General features: G+C 63.8%; 15 protein-coding genes. 6 read left to right on the forward strand and 9 right to left on the reverse strand.

Going from position 1 to position 14350, the window contains the following annotated elements; all coding sequences use genetic code 11:
* Window positions 1-293: 293 nt before the first annotated feature.
* A complete protein-coding gene (locus HTUR_RS21260; RefSeq protein ID WP_012945403.1) occupies window positions 294-917 on the forward strand; it encodes a membrane protein in 624 nt (207 codons plus the stop codon).
* A 112-nt stretch (window positions 918-1029) separates the two neighbouring features.
* Here the strand turns inward: HTUR_RS21260 and HTUR_RS26930 are convergent, their stop codons facing one another.
* Both HTUR_RS26930 and HTUR_RS21270 read right to left on the reverse strand, forming a co-directional pair.
* On the reverse strand, window positions 1030-1380 hold the full coding sequence (locus HTUR_RS26930; RefSeq protein ID WP_049941993.1) for a DUF7344 domain-containing protein: 351 nt from the start codon (window positions 1378-1380) through the stop codon (window positions 1030-1032).
* A 129-nt stretch (window positions 1381-1509) separates the two neighbouring features.
* Window positions 1510-1932, reverse strand: a complete 423-nt coding sequence (locus HTUR_RS21270; protein ID WP_012945405.1) for a universal stress protein — start codon at window positions 1930-1932, stop codon at window positions 1510-1512.
* A gap of 170 nt (window positions 1933-2102) precedes the next feature.
* Here HTUR_RS21270 and HTUR_RS21275 point away from each other — a divergent pair, with 170 nt between their 5' ends.
* Both HTUR_RS21275 and HTUR_RS21280 read left to right on the forward strand, forming a co-directional pair.
* Window positions 2103-2552, forward strand: coding sequence for a universal stress protein (locus HTUR_RS21275; RefSeq protein WP_012945406.1), 450 nt, complete (start codon window positions 2103-2105; stop codon window positions 2550-2552).
* Window positions 2553-2679: 127 nt separating this feature from the next.
* Window positions 2680-3237: a hypothetical protein gene (locus HTUR_RS21280; protein ID WP_012945407.1), complete on the forward strand. Its 558-nt coding sequence runs from the start codon at window positions 2680-2682 to the stop codon at window positions 3235-3237.
* A 117-nt stretch (window positions 3238-3354) separates the two neighbouring features.
* Here the strand turns inward: HTUR_RS21280 and HTUR_RS21285 are convergent, their stop codons facing one another.
* Window positions 3355-4239: a universal stress protein gene (locus HTUR_RS21285; RefSeq protein WP_012945408.1), complete on the reverse strand. Its 885-nt coding sequence runs from the start codon at window positions 4237-4239 to the stop codon at window positions 3355-3357.
* A gap of 252 nt (window positions 4240-4491) precedes the next feature.
* Between HTUR_RS21285 and HTUR_RS21290 the strand changes: the two genes are divergently transcribed.
* Window positions 4492-4935, forward strand: a complete 444-nt coding sequence (locus tag HTUR_RS21290; protein WP_012945409.1) for a universal stress protein — start codon at window positions 4492-4494, stop codon at window positions 4933-4935.
* Between the two features lie 593 nt (window positions 4936-5528).
* Here HTUR_RS21290 and HTUR_RS21295 read toward each other — a convergent pair.
* The 3 genes from HTUR_RS21295 to HTUR_RS21305 all read right to left on the reverse strand — a co-directional run bounded on the left by HTUR_RS21295 (window position 5529) and on the right by HTUR_RS21305 (window position 9442).
* Complete coding sequence (locus HTUR_RS21295; protein ID WP_012945410.1) at window positions 5529-6668, reverse strand: tyrosine-type recombinase/integrase; 1140 nt, start codon at window positions 6666-6668, stop codon at window positions 5529-5531.
* Between the two features lie 287 nt (window positions 6669-6955).
* On the reverse strand, window positions 6956-8473 hold the full coding sequence (locus tag HTUR_RS21300; protein WP_012945411.1) for an amidase: 1518 nt from the start codon (window positions 8471-8473) through the stop codon (window positions 6956-6958).
* Window positions 8474-8548: 75 nt separating this feature from the next.
* Window positions 8549-9442 carry an MBL fold metallo-hydrolase gene (locus HTUR_RS21305; protein WP_012945412.1) on the reverse strand — a complete coding sequence of 298 codons (894 nt, stop codon included), beginning with the start codon at window positions 9440-9442 and terminating at the stop codon, window positions 8549-8551.
* A 314-nt stretch (window positions 9443-9756) separates the two neighbouring features.
* Here HTUR_RS21305 and HTUR_RS21310 point away from each other — a divergent pair, with 314 nt between their 5' ends.
* Window positions 9757-10908: an epoxide hydrolase family protein gene (locus tag HTUR_RS21310; RefSeq protein ID WP_012945413.1), complete on the forward strand. Its 1152-nt coding sequence runs from the start codon at window positions 9757-9759 to the stop codon at window positions 10906-10908.
* A 35-nt stretch (window positions 10909-10943) separates the two neighbouring features.
* On the opposite strand, the gene HTUR_RS21315 is transcribed toward HTUR_RS21310, so the two are convergent.
* Window positions 10944-11423, reverse strand: a complete 480-nt coding sequence (locus HTUR_RS21315; RefSeq protein ID WP_012945414.1) for a MaoC/PaaZ C-terminal domain-containing protein — start codon at window positions 11421-11423, stop codon at window positions 10944-10946.
* Window positions 11424-11543: 120 nt separating this feature from the next.
* Between HTUR_RS21315 and HTUR_RS21320 the strand changes: the two genes are divergently transcribed.
* Window positions 11544-12689: an acyl-CoA dehydrogenase gene (locus HTUR_RS21320; protein ID WP_012945415.1), complete on the forward strand. Its 1146-nt coding sequence runs from the start codon at window positions 11544-11546 to the stop codon at window positions 12687-12689.
* 77 nt (window positions 12690-12766) lie between these two features.
* Here HTUR_RS21320 and meaB read toward each other — a convergent pair whose 3' ends face one another.
* Both meaB and HTUR_RS21330 read right to left on the reverse strand, forming a co-directional pair.
* Window positions 12767-13861, reverse strand: coding sequence for a methylmalonyl Co-A mutase-associated GTPase MeaB (gene meaB / locus HTUR_RS21325; RefSeq protein ID WP_012945416.1), 1095 nt, complete (start codon window positions 13859-13861; stop codon window positions 12767-12769).
* Window positions 13858-14274 (reverse strand): cobalamin B12-binding domain-containing protein, encoded by a 417-nt coding sequence (locus HTUR_RS21330; protein ID WP_012945417.1) that lies wholly within the window; start codon window positions 14272-14274, stop codon window positions 13858-13860. The genes meaB and HTUR_RS21330 overlap by 4 nt, the downstream gene beginning before the upstream one ends.
* Window positions 14275-14350: the final 76 nt, after the last annotated feature.

A 14350-nucleotide genomic window follows, 5' to 3' on the forward strand; every position in this document is an offset into this window, starting at 1 on the left:
GGAGTGGAGCGAATCTGCTCTCTACCGTAGTAAGCAGAACGGTCTCTTGACAGGTTACAGACTGATTCGATCGGTTTGACTTCCCAAATACTTACCCCATCATATGGGGGTGGTATTTTTGTAGTATTACAAAAATACAAGCGTAAACCGACCAGTAGAACATCTTGTTGTCGTAGTCATATGTATCCTACCTGATGGTTTCTTATCGGACTCGGGATGCTACGCTCGAACTCGACTATCGTACCGAATCACGAGAAACGCACTTATCGTTCCGTCCCCTTTCGACGGTCACAATGATGGCGACAACGCACGTGCTCTGGGGGATGGCGCTCGCTCTCCCGGTCCTCGCGACCGCCCCGGAGTTCGCCCCGGCCGCCTTCGCGGCCGGACTCGTCGGCGGACTGGTCCCCGATCTCGATCTCTACGCCGGCCACCGGAAGACGCTCCACTATCCGATCTACGCGTCGCTCGCGACCGCGCCGGCGCTCGCGCTCGCACTCGCGGCGCCGTCGACACTGACCGCCGGCCTCGCCGTCGCGCTCGCCGCGTCGGCCCTCCACGCCGCCGCCGACGTCCTGGGCGGCGGCCTCGAGCTCCGACCGTGGCAGGAGGGCTCAGAGCGAGCGGTGTACAGTCACTATCACGGCCGCTGGATCCGACCCCGGCGGCTCGTCCGTTACGACGGCGCACCCGAGGATCTCGCGCTCGCCGCGGTCGTCGCGGCGCCACTCGTCGGAACGGGCGACGGGACCGTGACCGCCGTCACGGTCGCGTTCCTGTCGGTTTCGGCCGTCTACGTACTATTGCGAAAACCGCTCGCGACGCTCGCCGAGCGACTCGCCGGCCTCGTCCCGCAGCCGCTGGCACCGTACCTGCCCGAGCGCTATCGCGAGTCCGGCGCGTACTCGCGGCGGTAAAGTAGTCGGAGACGCCCACACTACTATCGGTCTGGTAGTCTCGGACGGTCGGATGGGTCACAGTCGAGCCGTCCACCGCCCTCGATGCCGACCGTCGTCCGAACCGTCGTCGTCAACGACGGGAGCAATTCGCTTCGACGGCGGCGAGTACGTCCGCGATCAGCTTACAGCGATAGTATCTGACCGTCCCGGATCGACTGTCGTACTCGATCACGTCCCCGTCCTCGAGCGCGGGCAAGTGGCGGTGGTGGAGTTCTATTTTCCAGGTCTCGGCGCTCACGTCGGTGTGCTCGTCGGCCAACGTGGAGACCAGTCGATCGACGTTCATCGAGTCGCGTTCCGACCGTTCGAGAACGGAAACGACGGTGCGACGCCGGGTGTTCGATAGTAGCCGGAGCACGTTCCCTGCCGTACACGAACACACTTCGACGTCGTTTCGGTTGACGGTTGGACACCCAGTCATAGTTCCTACCGGATCGTCGTTCTACCGGAGCGGGCTAAAAGCCATATCGTGTTCCCAGCGACTGACATACTTCTCAGTATCGAACGGTCTCGAAAACGTGAATTGGAAGTCGATCGCCCCGCCAGACGATCACCGAACGACCGTCACCGGCATCGATGCCCGTCGAACGACCTGTTCCGCAACACTGCCCAGCAGCACGCGCGAAACGCCCGAACGGCCGTGACTGCCGATGACGATCTGATCGACGTCGTTTTCGTCGGCGAATTCGACGATGTCGCGGATCGGTTCTCCGACGACGGTTTCGGTCGTCAGCGAGGCCTCGTGACCGTGCTCGTCGGCGATCTCCCGGGCCGTCTCGAACAACGCCTCGGCTCGCTCTTCCTCGAGTTCGACGAGCCGTTCGAAGTTGAAGTGAGTGTCCGTCCGGTACGCCGACATCGAAGGGTTGACGACGTGCAACGCCGTGATATCGGCGTTTGGAAACGTCGTCACGGCGTGTTCGATCGCCGCGCGCGCCGGTTCGGAATTGTCGATCGGGACGAGAACGTGCATAGGTGACCGTTCGACGATCACTGACATATATGCTATGTGAATTCCCCCCATTCGGAACTACGAGCAAGGGTCTTGGGATCGAACGGAGCACTCGAGCGACCGCGTGCTATTCGCCGGGTTGCCATCCTCCTTGCCCTTTATATCGGAGGCGGTCCGACGTCCACCCAGGGATGTACTCCGACGTCCTTCTCGCGACCGACGGCAGCGAGTGTGCGCGAGCGGCGACGTCGCACGCGGTCGACCTCGCGGCGACGTACGGTGCGACGTTGCACGCGCTTTACGTGATCGAAACCCGGATCGGCTACGACAGCGACATCGTCGATCCGGCGACCATCGAAGACGACCTCCGCGCGGAGGGCGAGTCCGTCCTCGAGGCGGTCGACGCCGAGTGTCGGGCGCGGGACGTGACGCTCGTCGACCGGATCCGGAAGGGCGTCCCCGAACAGGAGATCGCCGACTACGTCGAGACAGAAGGAATCGATATCGTCGTCGTCGGGACGCGAGGGACGTCCGCGTTCAAGACGATTCTCCTCGGGAGCACGAGCGAAGCGCTCGTCCGCGACCTGTCGGTTCCCGTCGTGCTGGTGTCCGAGGACGACGAGACGACCCCCGATGCCTGACCGTCTCCGACGACTGAGTCGATCCGGGCGATCGAGTCTGTCGGAAGCCAGCTCCGCGTCGGGCGTTTAGCTCTCCGCGTGTAGCGATATTCATATGTATCCCGAGTGGTCAGCACGACCTAGAAGCATGTCCACACCGGCCGAGTCGAGCGGGGTACGCGGGACCCGGTACGCATTACTCACAGTGTTTTTCGTCGGACTCCGACGGCGGAACCCGGGTGCGGTCGTGAATGCCGTCGCCGCAGCGGCCGGTACCTACCTTCCCGATTTCATCGCGCGCGCCTACGGCGTCGAACTCGAGCCGTGGCAGCGGGCGTACGTCAATACCGCGATGCTCACCCACGCCGTCGGGATGCTCGGTCCCTACGACGAGGTCTGGTGGTGGGACCACCTCACGCACGCCCACTCCTCGTCGATTCTGGGCGGGCTGATTTACGCCGTTAGCCGTCGACGGGGACGCGATCCCGGTCCGCGGGTCGTCGCCGTCGTCGTCTGTCTCGGTCTCGGCTGGGAACTCCTCGAGTACGTCATTCACACCGCGGCGAACCGCCTCGGGCTCGAGCCGATACTCGTCACGTACGGTCCGAAAGACACCGCCCTCGACATCGTCTTCGATCTGGTCGGCGCGGTGCTCGTGCTCGCGTTCGGAGACTGCGTCCTCGGCGAGTTCGAGGACGGCGAGTAAGTTGTTCTCTCGGCCTCTTCCGCTTCATCTACCCCTCGCTCGGGACATTCGTTCCCGATCGATCGCGACTCCCGACGAACCGCCCCTCGGACTGCAGGAGACGCCCCATCGAGCCGATCACGACGAACGCATCGCGACCAGTACGGGGACGTCGACCGTCCGCAAGAGCGTCGAGGTGACGCTCCCGAGGATTCGGCGGCCGAGGCGCGACCGGCTGCGGGCACCCACGACGAGTAGGTCGATATCGGCCTCGTCGACGTACTCGCGAACGCCGGCCGCGACGCCGTCGAAGGACGTCGTCCGGACAACCGCGGTCGTGACGGCCGGCGCCGCGTCTTCGATTTCTGCCGCCGCGTCCTCGACGATTTCCTCGCCCTCCGCCTCGTGTCGTTCGATGAACTCCGTTCCGAGGCCGCCCGCGGCGAACGCGCCGCCCGCGGCCTGCAGATCGACCACGTTCAACACGTGAATCGTCGATCCGTACTCCCGTGCGACCGCGGCGCCGTGTCGTCCCGCGATAGCCGCGGGTTCGCTCCCGTCCGTCGGAACCAGCAGGTCGGAGTAGTCGGCCACTGCGTCCGAAGCTCCCCTCGGGACGACGAAGACGGGGACGTCGCTCCGATGGAGGAGCCGCTCTGTGACGCCACCGAGGAGTCGCTTTCCGAGCCCCGTATGTCCCCGTCTGCCGACGACGATCAGCCCCGCATCCTGGTCGGCAGCGCGCGCCATGATCCGGTCTGCGGGCTTTCCCTCGACCAGTTCCGTCGTTACGGACTGGTCGAGATCGGACGCGAGCGCCTCGATTTTCTCGAGCACCGCCTCACCCCGTTCTCGAAGGCGAACCGTTTCGGAACCGGGACTCGAGACCCGCAGCGCCTTCGAGTCGACGACGTAGACGGCGTCGACGGCCGCATCGAAGGCGCGCGCGAACTCAAGTCCGCGCTCTGCCGCCCGCTCGGCCTCGTCGCTTCCGTCGACCGCGATCAGTATCCGGTCGTACATGGCCTGACGTTCGACGCCGACGGTCTTCGTTCTTTGCGACCGATCGAACCGATACTGCACTACGGACGGAGAGTTTGGCTTGTCCGTTCGTCCGCAGTACCGCTCGATAACCCCCGTTCACACGTCGATCTGGGCGATATTCAAAACAGAGATGATAGATGACCAGATCGGATCGACGCGATCCGTCTGGCGGATTCTCGTGTCCGGTTCCACGGGAGTAGGTTTAAGTCCTGCCTCCTGTATCAATGATACATGGCACTCGAAACGGTCGTTCTCGTCTGTAAACCCGGTGATGAAGGATTAGGGCCGAAACTCGCGGAAACGGTCATCGATATCGCGAAGCCGGCGAACGCCCGCGTGGACGTCGCACAGGTGTTCACGGACGACGAGTACGAAAACACCACGACGAGTCTCGGTCTCGACGACGACACCAAGATCGCTCCCGAACGGATCGCGACCCAACACGGAACGTTTCGGACCATCGTCGATCGGTTCGACACCGAGGGACTCGAGTACGACGTGAGCACCGCTATCGGCCCGCATGCGAACACCATCGTCGACCTCGCGGCCGACGCGGACCTCCTCGTCATCGGCGGCGACAAGCGGTCGCCGGCCGGAAAGGCCATCTTCGGGTCGACGACCCAAGAGGTGCTGCTCTCAGCTCCCTGCCCAGTGGTGTTCGTCCGGCGGGAGTGAGTCCGGAGCGACGTACCGTGATCCCGATCCAGCGTCTCTTTTGCCAGACTCGCGTTCTTGGAGCGCTTTGCGCTCTCCACTGGTCGACGAATCGTCGATACGCTTCGACAACAGAACGCGGCGTGTTCTGCGGGCGGCGCAGCCGTCCAGAATCGAGAATCATAAAATTCCCGTCAATATTTTCGGTGCCTGGTCTTGGGAGGATAATACAATATAAATTAGTAGAAATCTAATCCCCGATGTAGTTCTCTTTGGACAGCGAGACACCATCCTGCTTCGGTTCTGTATAGTGTAACCGAGAAACGTGATCTCTCCGATACTGAGTCGCCCGTCGATGGCGACGGACATCAGACAACTTATTTTCAGTTAGAATTGACCGACCGTTTGACCCTGTCGATCGAAACCACGTTGAAAGTGGTTTTACACCCTCCAACTGCAGATTGGCCGCTTCTATAATTCGTGAATCGGCAGTCGGGCGATCGCTAAAGGTATCTTGAATAGATTATCCACTACTATAGCACACAGTGGCTCCACCAGTTACTCAACAGACAATTACCAGCAGCGGTGCGAAACTAGATCGTGCCTCTTCGTGCTCAACTATCGTGTTCGATAAATGCCTCACCGGCGTCTTCTGCCATCTCTTTGGCCTCAATATGCGAGTACGATTTGCGGACGACCTCCTCGCTGTTATCCAGCAGTCGGGCGGCGGCGGTGAACCCACGTTGTCGAACCATTACCTCTCCAGCGCCGCGGCGCCCGCCGTGCGGGGCGAGATAGTCGTGCTTCCCCTCGAGTTCGAGATCGGCCTCCTCGCAGAGTCGGCGCATGATCCGGCGAGCGCCGTCGGTGTTGATGGAGGGCGGCGAGAGGTCGCGTTCGCGCAGCGCGTCGAACACGTCGGTCTGTCCGGTGAGTTCGTCGACGAACGACTCGACTTCGTCCGTCGACCAGCCGTATTCGTTTCGTAACCCGGTCCGAAGCGTTTCATAAAGCGAGGGGAGGTGAAACGTCGGAAACACCGGCCAGTCGTCGCTCGCGGGATCGAGCAAACTTTTGTATCGCCGCATAGGGTTTACTGCCTGTTTCGTCAGCGATCGATCGGACCAGTCCTGCTTTTTCGCGAGGACGGTCATTTTCTGATCGTCGAGCGAGACGTCGCCCCACCGGAGGCCGTTCCGGCGATCGTCTTTCGGGTCCGCGAAGATTTCTCCGCCACGGACGCCGGAGTAACAGAGGACGTAGACGAGCGCTCGGTCGCGGAACTCCTGAATTGCGCCGAACCCCTTCTCGTCGGCGGCGTCGTGTGCCCGTTCGTCGACGTGTCGCGTGATCAGGAGTCGGTGTTCGTCGGTCCAGGCCTGCTGGTCGCCCGACCGACGGCCGTCGTTCGCCGGAAGGGGCTCCTTCGCGACGTTTCGCTGCGCGTAGTTCGCCTCGAGGAGGCCCTCGCGAACGCACCAGCCGATGTAGGCGCTCACCTGCGCGTAGTAGGTCCGGATCGTCCCCGGCGCGAGGTCGCGAGCGGTGAGGTCTCGAGCGTACCGGCGGAACGTTCGCTCGTCGATATCGTCGAACGTCGTGCCCGATCGGGAGTCCGACTCGAGCCACTCGAGGAAGTCCTCGACGCAGCGCTCGAGGTTTCGACGGTAGTTGCCGCTCCCTTCGCCGCCCTTCGACTTCGAGCGGAGGAACGCCTCGAGCGGGTCGCCGACTGCTGTCGATTCCGTAGTCACACGTGATCACCCTCGAGCGTCGATTTCTTCTTGTGACCCATCGTTCGTGATCGGTAGAGAGACCGGACACCTATAAAACTACACTTGATTAGTCCGCTTTCTACTCTACAGTCCCCGATAGCGGACCGACTCTGCACGGTGCTGAGTGCTCTTGCGGGGAGGAGCCGGAATATCGGTCTGCCCACAGGAGAGCGCGAGTCGGTTCGCTGCGGGGAAGCGCCGCGGAGAGACGAGCGTCGACGAGTTCGAATATCGACTGCAGACAGTGCTCGACGCTCAGGAGACGGCTACTCGTGGCTCGCCTCGAACGCGCGAGCACTCGAGAGCACCGTCGCGTCGTCGAATCGGTCACCGATTAGCATGAGGCCGGCCGGTAGCCCGCCAGCAGTTCCAGCGGGTACCGATATCGCCGGATGGCCCGTCACGTCGAATGGGGAGGTGTTGTGTAACATGTTCAGCGCTCTCTCGATCGCCTCGACGCGCGAAATCGTCTCGTCGACTTCGTGTGCGGTTTGTGGGGTCGTGGGCATCGCGAGCACGTCGATGTCCTCGAGCGCCTCGTCGTACTCCGCGGCCAGCTTTCGACTGAGATTCTGCGCTTTCGCGTAGTAGCGGCCGCGGTACTCATCCGACAGATACTCTCCGAGGACGAGCGTGAGTTTCAGCGTTGTGATGTAGTCGTCGGCGTGGGCGCGTCGCGCCCGTCCGAAGGCTTCGGCGAGCTGCGTGTCGTAAAACCCGTTTCCGTAGTGGCCGACGCACTCGCCGTCGACTGTCGCGGACGTCTCCTCGAGCGCGATGGCGTTCCAGATGGTGAGGCCGTCTACGTGCATCGGGACGGACACCGCTTCGACCGTCGCGCCGGCGTCCTCGAAGTCGGCGAGCGCGTCGCGGACGGTCTCGTCAACGCCCGGTTCGCTCGTCTCTCGACCGAAGCCCTCCTCGACGACGCCGACGGTCACGTCCGACGGATCGTCCGAAAGCGCCTCAAGGTAGTCGTCGGTCGGGACCTCGCCCTGACGCGGATCGAGGCCGTCTTTCCCGGCGATCACGTCGAGGACTCGCGCGCAGTCCTCGACCGTGGAACACATCGGTCCGGCGTGGTCGAACGACCGACCGAGACCGGCGATACCGGTGTAGGGAACGAGTCCGTGAGTGGGCTTGTGACCGACGATTCCGCTCCAGGCGGCCGGGATCCGGATTGAGCCGCCCTGGTCGCCGCCGATGGCGACGTCGACGTCCCCGTTTCCGACGGCCGCAGCCGAGCCCGAGGACGAGCCGCCCGCGATGTAGTCGGAATCGACGGGGTTCAACACCGGCCCGGTCGCGGAGAGTTCGCCGCTCCCGGAGAACGCCATGTCTTCCATGTTCAGCTTTCCGGTGATGGTCGCGCCGGCGTCGAGGAGCCGCGTGACGATCGTCGCGTCGGTCGACGGGACGTATCCCTCGAAGAGCTTCGAGCCGAGCGTCAGCTCGACGCCGGCCACGTTGACGTTGTCCTTCAGTCCGACCTCGTAGCCGGCGAGCGGACCGTCGTCGGCTCCCTGTACCTCGCATTTCGTGACGAAGGCGTTGAGCGGATCCTCGTCGCGTCCCGGTCTGTGCCCCGGATCGCGGTCAGTGTACTCGACCCGCGGTCGATAGTCCGGGAGCTCGTCCAACCGTTCGTAGCCGGCGAGCGTCTCGGCGATGACGGCTTCGAAGTCCGCTACTTCCGCGTCGCTCAACTCGATATGGTGCTGTTCCGCGTACGCTCGGATCTCCTCCGGCGTCGGTGCTTGAACGTTCGGTGGTGACTCCGACATCCTAGCGTGAGTGATGGTAACAATGTACTAAAATCTTCTCTGTCGTCCAGCGACCGCAGCTTCGATTTCGAGCGCTCAGACGCGATCATGATACTTCAGATAGCCGTCGGTGAGCAGGCTCGCGAAGAACGACTCGACGGCCGGGTCGTAGGGCGGTGCGAGTTCGAGCAGTTCCTCGTCGACGGCGCGCTTCGTTTCCTCGCGGGAGCCGGTCTCCTCGTACAGTTCGAGGATTCGCTCGTCGTATCGGCGGAGTTCGGCCCGCGCCGTCTCGAACGCCTCGACGGGGTCGTACGGCCACTCGCCGAAGTGGGGAAAAACGATCCGATCAGGTTCGAGTTCCTCGAGTCGGTCGACGGCGTCCGCGATCAGTTCGACGTCGAAATTGGGGAGGGTGGCCGGCGGCAGCCACTGGTCGGCCTCAGCGAGGTAGAGCCCGAGACACTCGGCGGCGAACAGGAGCTCCCGCTCGGGGTTCCAGACTGCGAAGTGGTCGGGCGAGTGGCCCGGCGCGTAGATCAACTCGAGGCTATTGGTCCCGATATCGAGCGTCCGTCCCTCGTTGGGGACGCCGACGACGTTCTCCTCCGGGACTGGCCCCTGTTCGCCCATCAGCTCGAAGTGATCGCCCATCGCCCGCTTGCTGCTCTCGACGAGTCCGCTCGGATCGATCAGATGCGGGGCGGTCGATTCGTGGATGAAGACGTCGAGGTCCGGCGCCGCGTCGACGAGATCGCTCGCGGCGCCGCTGTGATCGACGTGAACGTGCGAACAGACGAGATTCGAAAGTTCCGACGGGGCGACACCGCACTCTTTGAGTCCGTCCCTGATTGTCTCGGCGGTGGCTGCGATGCCCGCGTCGACGAGCGTCGGTTCGTCGTCGTCGAAGAGATAGACAGACGCGACGCCCGAATCGAACATTCCGATATCGATCCCGTACACGCCGTCGGTGACTTCGAAGGTCGACATGGGAACAGGTGTGTCAGCGAATGGCAAATCCCTTTCGGAGAGTTCGACGGTCCGCCTCGAGATCTGAACCGTTCCGAGACATTTGAGAGCGAAACGTATCTCGGTTCGAATTCGGAGTCTCGATACCGCTGTAACTCCGAATTCGCGATCACCAATCGGCATCGACTTCCTGTGACAGTCCGCACCGGACCCTCCCGGTGCGGTCGATCGTCCACGTGTTATTTGATCCCGTGAACCGCACTACGAGTCATGTCCGTGACTGACGAACGTACGGCCGATACGAGCGATCGCCTGATCGAACTGGCGTGGTCGACATGACGCCGCCGAACGGCTCGATTCGATCGTTCGAGGTCGACGTCGGGCGAGACGCGATCGACGACCTCCGGCGACGTCTCGCCGAGACGCGCTGGCCGGATCAGTCCCCCGATTCGGGGTGGGAGTACGGAACGAATCGGGAGTATCTCCGGGACCTCTGTCGGTATTGGCGGGAGGACTACGACTGGGAATCCTTCGAGGAGCGGTTCAACACCTTCGACCAGTACGTGACGACGATCGACGGCCAGCGGATTCACTTCTACCACGTCCGCTCGCCCGAATCGTCGACGCTCCCGCTGCTCTTACCCCACGGCTGGCCGGGCTCGGTCGCGGAGTTCCTCGACGTGCTGGGGCCGCTCAGCGATCCGGCGGCCCACGGCGGTGGTCCCGAAGACGCGTTCGATCTGGTCGTCCCCTCGCTCCCGGGCTACGGGTTCTCCGGTCCGACGCGAGAGCGGGGTTACGACGTGACGGCGATGGCGTCGGCGTTCGACGATCTGATGGATCGCCTCGGCTACGATAGCTACGTCGTCCAGGGCGGCGACTGGGGGGCGCTCATCGCCGCGGTTCTCGGTGCGAGCTATCCCGATCGCGTCGACGCGATTCACACGAACATGCTGTTCGTGACCCCCTCGCGGCTCGAGGACCCGGTGGCGATGCTCGACGACGAGGAACGGGCCGCCTACCGGGAGACCAGCGAGTTCTACGAGACCGGCTTCGGCTACCACGAGATTCAGTCGACCAGACCGCAGAGCCTCGCCTACGGACTCACCGATTCGCCGGCGGGACTCGCCGGATGGATCGTCGAGAAGTTCCGGGCGTGGAGCGACGGCGACGACGTCGACGAGGCCATCGGTCGCGATCGACTGCTCGATAACGTCGGCGTCTACTGGCTCACCGAGACGATCAATTCCTCGATGCGCCTGTACTACGAGACCGACATCGAAGCGACGGTGCCGGAATCGGTCGACGTGCCGGTGGGACACGCCCGCTATCCCGCGGAAATCATCAAGACGCCCCGCAGCTGGGCCGAGGAATTCTACAACGTCGTCCGCTGGAGCGAGCTGCCCGAAGGCGGGCACTTCGCCGCGATGGAAGTCCCCGATCTTTTCGTCGACGAGGTCCGCTCGTTCTTCCGGGAGATCCGCTGACCCGCGCTATTTTCGCGGTCGTCGGCGTCCGGCGTTCAGGGTTCGACCGACGCCTCGCCGGTTCTGAGCACGAAGAACTTCAGGTCTCCCTGGAAGACGACGGTGTCGTCCTGCGTCGTCATCTCCGTGTCGAAGACGACGAGTCCCACGTCGTCGCGGCTCTCGAGGTCCTTCGTCTCGGCGACCTCGATCTCGACCGAGACGGTGTCGCCGATGCGGACGGGATTGGGCAGGTCCATGTAGTTCATCCCGAGGAACGCGTAGGCGGTCCGCTCGAGGATGCCGATCCGCATGACCATCCCGATCGCCTGCACGAAGGTCATCGGTCCGTGGACGATCCGTTCGCCGAAGTCCCGCTCTCGGGCGTGTTCCCGGTTCGTGTGGAGTTCGTTCCAGTCGCCGGTCGTCGCAGCGTGCATCACGACGTCTGTCTCGGTGATGGTCCTGCCGGGACTGTGGAACGTCTGGCCCTTTTCGAACTCCTCGAAGTGATGCGGCTCGTAGCTGTACGCCATACCGGCACCTCCTCGAGGATTCACAAATATCTTTGTCCGTGATCGACCGACGGTTCTGAATCGAACCCGACCCCGTGCGAAGAGGAACAGCTATAGGAGAAACGGGAGAAATCGTCTAGCATGGACTTCAGCTTTACCGACGAGCAACGCCAGATCGTCGAGATGGTCGAGGAGTTCATCGACGAAGAAGTCGTGCCAATCGCCGACGAGATCGACCACACCGACGAGTTTCCCCGCGAGCTGGTCGACGAACTCGCGGAACTCGGACTGATGGGGATGCCCTTCCCCGAAGAGTACGGCGGCGCCGGACTCGACTATCACGCCTACCCGGCGGCCCTCGAGGAGATCTCGCGGGGTTCGGGCGGTCTGGGCACGATCGTCGCCGCGCACACCTCGCTGGCGGGGAACATGCTCTACGAGTTCGGTGACGAGTCCCAGAAGAAGGAGTATCTGACGCCGCTGGCCGAGGGCCGCGACATCGGCGCGTTCGCGCTCTCGGAGGCCGGCGCGGGCAGCGACGTGCCGGCGATGGAGACCACGGCGGAGAAAGCGGGCGACGAGTACGTCGTCAACGGCGGCAAGCTCTGGATCTCGAACGGTTCCGTGGCCGACACGGTCACGCTGTTCGCCAAAACGGACCCGGACGCGGGCAGTAAGGGCATCTCGTCGTTTATCGTCCGTCCCGAGGAGGACGACGGCTTCATCGTCGAGGGCACCGAGGAGAAACTCGGCGACAAGGGGTGTCCCACTGCCGAACTCCGGTTCGACGACCTGCGAATTCCCGAGAACCGACTCCTCGGCGAGGAGGGCGAGGGCTTCGTGCAGGCGCTGAAGACGCTCAACGGGGGTCGGATCACCATCGCCGCCCGGTCGGTCGGGATCGCGCAGGCGGCCCTGGACGAGGCGCGGAAGTACAGCCAGGACCGCGAGCAGTTCGATCGACCGATCTCGGACTTCCAGGCGATCCAGCACAAACTGGCCGACATGGACACGAAGACGCGCGCGGCTCGGCTGCTCATGCACGACGCGGCCGACAGGAAGATGCGCGGCGAGAACTTCGTCAAGGAGGCCGCACAGGCCAAGCTCTACGCCAGCGAGGTGAGCCGCGAGATCGCCAACGAGGGCATCCAGATCCACGGCGGCTACGGCTACACCAAGGACTTCGCCGCCCAGCGGTTCTACCGCGACGCCAAGCTCAACGAGATCTACGAGGGCACCAGCGAAGTGCTGCGGAACACGATCGCGCGGGAACTGCTGAACGCCTGACCCGCCGCGAACGGCCGAACTGACGTCGAGGGCGGCTCGAGAGAGCGCTCCGCTCCGAACAGGGATACCGCGCGCCGTTACTCTTCGGACACTGAGTCCTCGAGTTCGAGCTCGTCGACGCACTCCTCGACCGGCGCGAGCACGTCGGCGGCGATGGTGTAGGGATCGGTCTCGCCCTTGCGGACGGCCTCGACCAGTTCGTCGACGCCGCCGGCGGCCGCGAGCCGGTCTTCGAGCATGGCGTGGACGTCCTCGCGCAGCAGCGTGCGGATCTCCTCGGCGTAGCGCTGGCGGGTCATCACAGCCCGCGTTCCGGAGTCGACGAGGTACCGCTGGTGGTCCTCGAGCGCGTCGATAAACGCCTCGACGCCCTCGCCCTTCGTCGCGACGGTCTCGACGATCGGCGGGGTCCACCCCTCGTCCTCGTCTCCGTCCTCGTCGTCCTCTGGGTCCCAGTCGTCGTGGGCGTCGATGACCTCCTGACTGTGGTGGCCGCCACCGCCGGCGCCGCCCGTGCCGCCCCCCTCGCCGAGCTGGATCATATCGCGCAGTTCCCGGACGGTCCGGTCGGCGCCGTCCCGGTCGGCCTTGTTGACCACGAAGACGTCGGCGATCTCGAGGATGCCGGCCTTCAGCGTCTGGACCGCGTCGCCCGACCCCGGCGGAACGAGGACGGTGACCGTATCGGCGGTGCGGACGATGTCGATCTCGTTCTGGCCGGCGCCGACGGTCTCGATGATGACCTTGTCCTTACCGAAGGCGTCCATCGCCTTGACGGCGTCCGCGGTAGCCGTCGAGAGACCGCCCAGGGTCCCGCGAGCGCTCATCGAGCGGACGAAGACGTCCATGTCGCCGACGGTCGATCCCATCCGGATGCGGTCGCCCAGCACCGCGCCGCCCGTAAACGGTGAGGAGGGGTCGATCGCGATGATCCCGACCGTCTCGCCGCGCTCGCGGTAGGTCTCGGCGAGCTTGTCGACCAGCGTCGACTTGCCCGCGCCCGGCGAGCCGGTGATCCCGATCACGTCGGCCTCGCCGGTGTGGGCGTACAGCTCCGAGACAAGATCCCGATATCCCGGCGAGCGGTTCTCGATCTTCGAGATGACCCGCGCCAGCGCGCGGTGTTCGCCCGCCAGCAGGTCCTCGAGCAGCGATTCGTGATCCGAACTCATCGTTTCGGTGCGTTTTCGCGGACGAACTCGACGGTCTCCTCGATCGACGTTCCGGGACCGAAGATCTCGGCGACGCCGTCCTCCCTGAGTTCCGCGCGATCCTCCTCGGGGATGACGCCGCCGGCGAGGACGAGCGTGTCCTCCTTCGCGCCGTACTCCTCGAGCCCGTTCATGATCTTCGGGATGAGCGTGTCGTGAGCTCCAGAGAGAATGGAGATGCCAAGAACGTCGACGTCCTCCTGGACCGCCGCCTGAACGATCTCTTCGGGCGCTTTGTGCAATCCGGAGTAGATCACTTCGAAGCCGGCGTCGCGAAACGCCCGCGCGATGACGTGAGCGCCGCGATCGTGACCGTCGAGTCCTACCTTCGCGACCATACACCGGATGGTTTGCTGCTCGCTCTCGGTACTCATGTCCCTGCCTTTCACGTGCCCCGGTATGATTCTATCGGAAACCGGAGCGAAACTCCGCGGACTTGCAGAAGTGAAA

Source organism: Haloterrigena turkmenica DSM 5511 (genome assembly GCF_000025325.1).
Taxonomy (GTDB): Archaea; Halobacteriota; Halobacteria; order Halobacteriales; family Natrialbaceae; genus Haloterrigena; species Haloterrigena turkmenica.